Annotated in this window: 8 protein-coding genes; 1 reads left to right on the top strand and 7 read right to left on the bottom strand. The window is 63.3% G+C overall.

Features of this window, described 5'->3' with window-relative positions; all coding sequences use genetic code 11:
- Positions 1-9: 9 nt before the first annotated feature.
- From PG887_RS21740 to PG887_RS21770, 7 genes are read right to left on the bottom strand one after another with little or no spacing between them, the layout of a single operon-like run.
- Complete coding sequence (locus tag PG887_RS21740) at positions 10-717, bottom strand: EAL domain-containing protein (protein WP_000204520.1); 708 nt, start codon at positions 715-717, stop codon at positions 10-12.
- Complete coding sequence (merE, locus tag PG887_RS21745) at positions 714-950, bottom strand: broad-spectrum mercury transporter MerE (protein WP_000993386.1); 237 nt, start codon at positions 948-950, stop codon at positions 714-716. The genes PG887_RS21740 and merE overlap by 4 nt, the downstream gene beginning before the upstream one ends.
- Entirely contained in the window at positions 947-1309 is a 363-nt protein-coding gene (gene merD, locus PG887_RS21750; protein ID WP_001277456.1) for a mercury resistance co-regulator MerD, read from the bottom strand. The genes merE and merD overlap by 4 nt, the downstream gene beginning before the upstream one ends.
- Before the next feature lie 17 nt (positions 1310-1326).
- Positions 1327-3021 carry a mercury(II) reductase gene (gene merA / locus PG887_RS21755; protein WP_000105636.1) on the bottom strand — a complete coding sequence of 565 codons (1695 nt, stop codon included), beginning with the start codon at positions 3019-3021 and terminating at the stop codon, positions 1327-1329.
- Between the two features lie 51 nt (positions 3022-3072).
- The gene (gene merC / locus PG887_RS21760; RefSeq protein ID WP_000082528.1) at positions 3073-3534 is read right to left on the bottom strand and encodes an organomercurial transporter MerC; all 462 of its coding nucleotides are present in this window, start codon (positions 3532-3534) and stop codon (positions 3073-3075) included.
- Positions 3531-3806 (bottom strand): mercury resistance system periplasmic binding protein MerP, encoded by a 276-nt coding sequence (gene merP / locus PG887_RS21765; protein WP_000732292.1) that lies wholly within the window; start codon positions 3804-3806, stop codon positions 3531-3533. Before merP ends, merC begins: the two co-directional genes overlap by 4 nt.
- Before the next feature lie 13 nt (positions 3807-3819).
- Positions 3820-4170 carry a mercuric transport protein MerT gene (locus PG887_RS21770; protein WP_001294663.1) on the bottom strand — a complete coding sequence of 117 codons (351 nt, stop codon included), beginning with the start codon at positions 4168-4170 and terminating at the stop codon, positions 3820-3822.
- A 71-nt stretch (positions 4171-4241) separates the two neighbouring features.
- Between PG887_RS21770 and merR the strand changes: the two genes are divergently transcribed.
- Complete coding sequence (merR, locus tag PG887_RS21775) at positions 4242-4676, top strand: Hg(II)-responsive transcriptional regulator (protein WP_000429836.1); 435 nt, start codon at positions 4242-4244, stop codon at positions 4674-4676.
- Positions 4677-4884 lie beyond the last annotated feature (208 nt).

Genomic DNA, 4884 nt, shown 5'->3' on the forward strand with positions numbered 1-4884 from the left:
ATTGAACTGTCAGGAGCTGGCTGCACAACAGCCATTACGCCCAATCAACTGGTGCAGTCGTCTTCTGAAAATGACATCCATGCCCAGCCCGTGCGCGAGCTGGATCACCGCCCGCACGATAGTTTGGTCACGGGCATCATCCGGGAGCCTGGCGACAAAGGATTGGTCGATTTTCAATGTGGTGATGGGGCAGCATTTCAGATGTTGCAGGCAGGAATAGCCGGTGCCGAAGTCGTCGGCGGCGAAGCGCACGCCGATGGCGCGCAAGGCGTCGAAACTGGCGAACAGGGCTGGATTGCCGAATGCGACCGATTCGGTCAGTTCGATCTCCAGAAGCTCGGCGGGCAGGGCCATATCGGCCAGCACCCGCTTTACCTCGTCGTCGAACGTTGGCCCAACCTGGCTGGCGGACACATTGATGGCAAGACGGAACGGTTGCCATGCCGGTCCTTGCCACTTGTGCATCTGGCGACAGGCCTCGCCCAGCACCCACGCGCCTATTTCCGGCATCAGGCCGAACGACTCGGCCAGCGGCAGGAACTGGCCGGGCGGCAACAGGCCAAGCCTCGGATGCCGCCAGCGCATCAACGCTTCCGCGCCAGCGATCCGGTGATCGCGCAGATCGACCAGCGGCTGGTAATGCAGGTCAAGCTGTCCGCGCGCCGCCGCCTGCGCCAACTCGGCCGCCGTCCATCCGGCGGGCTGCGAACTCGTCATGATCCGCCCCGGAAGGCGCGCAGCAGCCGCGTTACGGCCAGAACGAACAAGCCGGTCAGCGCGAGCGCGGCAACACCCCAATGCTCGCCAAGGAAGGCACCGGCGGTCGTCCCGGCCAGCACGGCGGCGAGAATCGGCAGATGGCAGGGGCAGGTCAACACGGCCAGCGCACCCCACAGGTAGCCGGAAACGGGTTGGCGCGTCTCGGGCGGCAGTTTGTCAGGGGCGTTCACGGCAATGCCTCCTCGTGCGCCCGCTCGGCTGGCATGGAGGCCAGTTGCGCGTCCAGATGGGCCAACGCCGCGCGCCGCCGCTCGACCAACTGGCGCAGCACGGCAAGCTGCGCTGCGGCTTGTGCGCCGTCCGCTGCGTCGAGCGCACGGCACAGCCGCGCCAGGGCATCCAGGCCGATACCCGCCTCGAAGGCCGCGCGCACGAAGCACAGCCGTTGCAAGGCCGCATCGTCGAACACGCCGTAGCCGCCCGTGGTGCAGGCCACCGGCCGTAACAAGCCGCGCACCAGGTAGTCGCGCACGATATGTACGCTCACCCCAGCGTTATGGGCCAGTTGCGATACCGTGTAGGCGCTCATCGCACACCTCCTTGTCCTCACCCGGCGCAGCAGGAAAGCTGCTTCACATCCTTGTTGAAGGTCTGCGCCGCGAGCTTCAACCCTTCGACCATCGTCAGGTAGGGGAACAACTGGTCGGCCAGTTCCTGCACCGTCATCCGGTTGCGAATCGCCAGTGCGGCCGTCTGGATCAGTTCGCCCGCTTCCGGGGCCACTGCCTGCACGCCGATCAGTCGTCCGCTGCCTTCTTCAACCACCAGTTTGATGAAGCCGCGCGTGTCGAAGTTGGCGAGCGCGCGCGGCACGTTGTCCAGCGTTAGCGTGCGACTATCAGTTTTGATGCCGTCATGGTGCGCTTCCGCCTCGCTGTAGCCTACGGTCGCCACTTGCGGGTCGGTGAACACCACGGCCGGCATCGCGGTCAGGTTCAGGGCCGCGTCACCGCCGGTCATGTTGATCGCGGCGCGAGTGCCGGCCGCTGCCGCCACATAGACGAACTGCGGCTGGTCGGTGCAGTCGCCTGCGGCGTAGATGTGTTCCACGCTTGTACGCATGCCGGGGTCGATGACGATAGCGCCTTGCGGGGTGAGCGTGACGCCCGTCGCATCCAGTGCCAGCTTGCGTGTGTTGGGCGCGCGGCCGGTGGCGACCAGCAGCTTGTCGGCGCGCAGTTCGCCGTGCGCCGTGGTGAGCACGAATTCGCCGTCCCCTTCACCATTGATATACGCGACCTGGCTGGCCTGGGTGTGTTCCCTCACCTCGATGCCCTCCATGCGGAATGCGGCCGTGACGGCTTCGCCTATAGCTGGGTCTTCGCGGAAGAACAGCGTGCTGCGAGCCAGGATCGTCACCTTCGCTCCGAGTCGGGCGAACGCCTGCGCCAGCTCCAGCGCCACCACTGATGAGCCAATCACGGCCAGGCGCTTAGGAATCGTCTCGCTGACCAGCGCTTCAGTGGAAGTCCAGTACGGAGTGTCTTTCAGGCCGGGAATCGGCGGCACGGCCGGGCTCGCGCCGGTGGCGATCAGGCAGCGGTCGAATGCCACCACGCGCTCGCCGCCGTCGTTGAGTTGCACGATCAGGTTGCGATTGTCCTTAAAGCGGGCGGAGCCGTGCAGCACAGTGATCGCCGGATTGCCCTCCAAGATGCCTTCGTACTTGGCGTGGCGCAGTTCATCGACGCGGGCCTGCTGCTGGGCCAGCAGCGCCGTGCGCTGGATGGTCGGCGTGGTAGCGGCGATGCCGCCATCGAACGGGCTTTCCCGGCGCAGATGGGCGATATGGGCGGCGCGGATCATGATCTTGGACGGCACACAACCGACATTGACGCAGGTGCCGCCGATGGTGCCGCGCTCGATCAGCGTGACACGTGCGCCTTGCTCGACGGCCTTCAGCGCCGCTGCCATCGCGGCCCCGCCGCTGCCGATGACGGCGATATGCAATGCGCCGCTGCTACCCGTCTTGTCGTTTCTGCCCAGCAGATCGCGCATCTTGTCGAGCAATCCGCCCGGCGTCGAAACTGAGGGGGCATCGGCCAGCGTGGCCCGATAACCGAGTCCAGCTACAGCGGCCGTCAGCGCGTCGGGTGACGTGCCGACCTCAATGGCGAGCTTGGCGCTGCCCTTGGCGTAGGAGACATCCGCTGATTGCACGCCGGGCACTTTCTCCAGGGCGTCCTTGACATGCACTGCGCACGAGTCGCAAGTCATGCCGGTGATTTTGAGAGTGCTCATACCATCGTTCCTTATTCGTGTGGGCCGCCGTGTCGCACGGTCAGCCGTCTTTCACAAGCGCTTGGCGGGGAGTTCGCAGCCGTCCAGTCCGCAACGGCGATGCGCCGGCGACACGAAGTCCCAGATCGACACCCCAATCATCAAGGCCAGGCCGACGTACATCAGGTTCGCCGTCCACCAGTTGCCGAGCAGCCAGACCGTGGCCGCAAACACGATGGCCGGGCCGATCATGCCGAGCAGACTGCGCAGCCATTGCCGATGACTGAACCAACCCAGCGCGTTCGCCAGGAAGGCCAGCGCGGCAAACAGCGGCAGCAGGCGGCTGATGAACAGTCCCTCGTACTGGCTCAAGAAGCCCAGCCCGATGGCCGCGCCGAAGCTGGCGAGGGCTGGAAAGCAGGCGGCGCAGCCCATCGCGGAAACGACGCTGCCGAGCGCGCCGGTTTTATCGGCAATGCGTGTCATCAGTCCCATGAAGCGGCTCTCGCTGTTGTCGTTGGCTTGCTGGCTCACTGCTTGACGCTGGACGGATAGCCGGCGTCTGCGGTGGCCTTGGTCAGCTTCTGTACGCTGGCCTTGGTGTCGTCAAAAGTGACGACGGCCTCGCGCTTCTCGAAGCCCACATCGACCTTGCTCACGCCTTCGACCTTGGAGAGCGCTTTCTTGACTGTGATCGGGCAGGCGGCGCAAGTCATGCCGGGAACCGCTAGCGTGACGGTCTGGGTAGCGGCCCACACCGGGGCAACAGCGGCGGCGAGGGCAAGGGAGGCAAACAGTTTCTTCATGATGAACTCCTGGTTAATAGAAAAATGGAACGACATAGGGAAATCCAAGCGCGACCAGGACCAGCACGGCCACGATCCAGAAAATCAGCTTGTAGGTGGCGCGCACCTGCGGAATCGCGCAGACCTCACCTGGCTTGCATGCCTGCACGGGCCGGTAAATCCGCTTCCAGGCGAAGAACAGCGCCACTAGCGCCGCGCCGATGAACAACGGTCGATAGGGTTCCAGCACCGTCAGGTTGCCGATCCAAGCACCGGAGAAGCCCAGGGCGACCAGTACTAGCGGCCCCAGGCAGCAGGTCGATGCAAGAATGGCGGCCAGCCCGCCGGCGAAGAGCGCACCGCGCCCGTTTTGTGGTTCAGACATACGTTGGCCCTTTTGAATTTGGATTGGATAGCGTAACCTTACTTCCGTACTCATGTACGGAGTCAAGCGATATGGAAAATAATTTGGAAAACCTGACCATTGGCGTTTTTGCCAAGGCGGCCGGGGTCAACGTGGAGACAATCCGCTTCTATCAGCGCAAGGGCCTGTTGCGGGAACCGGACAAGCCTTACGGCAGCATCCGCCGCTATGGGGAGGCGGACGTGGTTCGGGTGAAATTCGTGAAATCGGCACAGCGGCTGGGGTTCAGTCTGGACGAGATTGCCGAGCTGTTGCGGCTCGACGATGGCACCCACTGCGAGGAGGCCAGCAGCCTGGCCGAACACAAGCTCAAGGACGTGCGCGAGAAGATGGCCGACTTGGCGCGCATGGAAACCGTGCTGTCTGAACTCGTGTGCGCCTGCCATGCACGAAAGGGGAATGTTTCCTGCCCGTTGATCGCGTCACTACAGGGCGAAGCAGGCCTGGCAAGGTCAGCTATGCCTTAGCGTGCTTTATTCCGTTTTCTGAGGTGCCCCCTAATAGTGTTCTTCCATTTCGGTAAAAATCCCTACCATGGATTCCCACTCGTCCGGGGGGTAATGACTCCAACTTATTGATAGTGTTTTATGTTCAGATAAGGGGTCTGACGCTCAGTGGAACGAAAACTCACGTTAAGGGATTTTGGTCATGAGATTATCAAAAAGGATCTTCACC

Origin of the sequence: Aeromonas sp. QDB14 (assembly GCF_027707845.1) — a bacterium.
In the GTDB taxonomy this organism is placed as follows: Bacteria; Pseudomonadota; Gammaproteobacteria; order Enterobacterales; family Aeromonadaceae; genus Aeromonas; species Aeromonas caviae.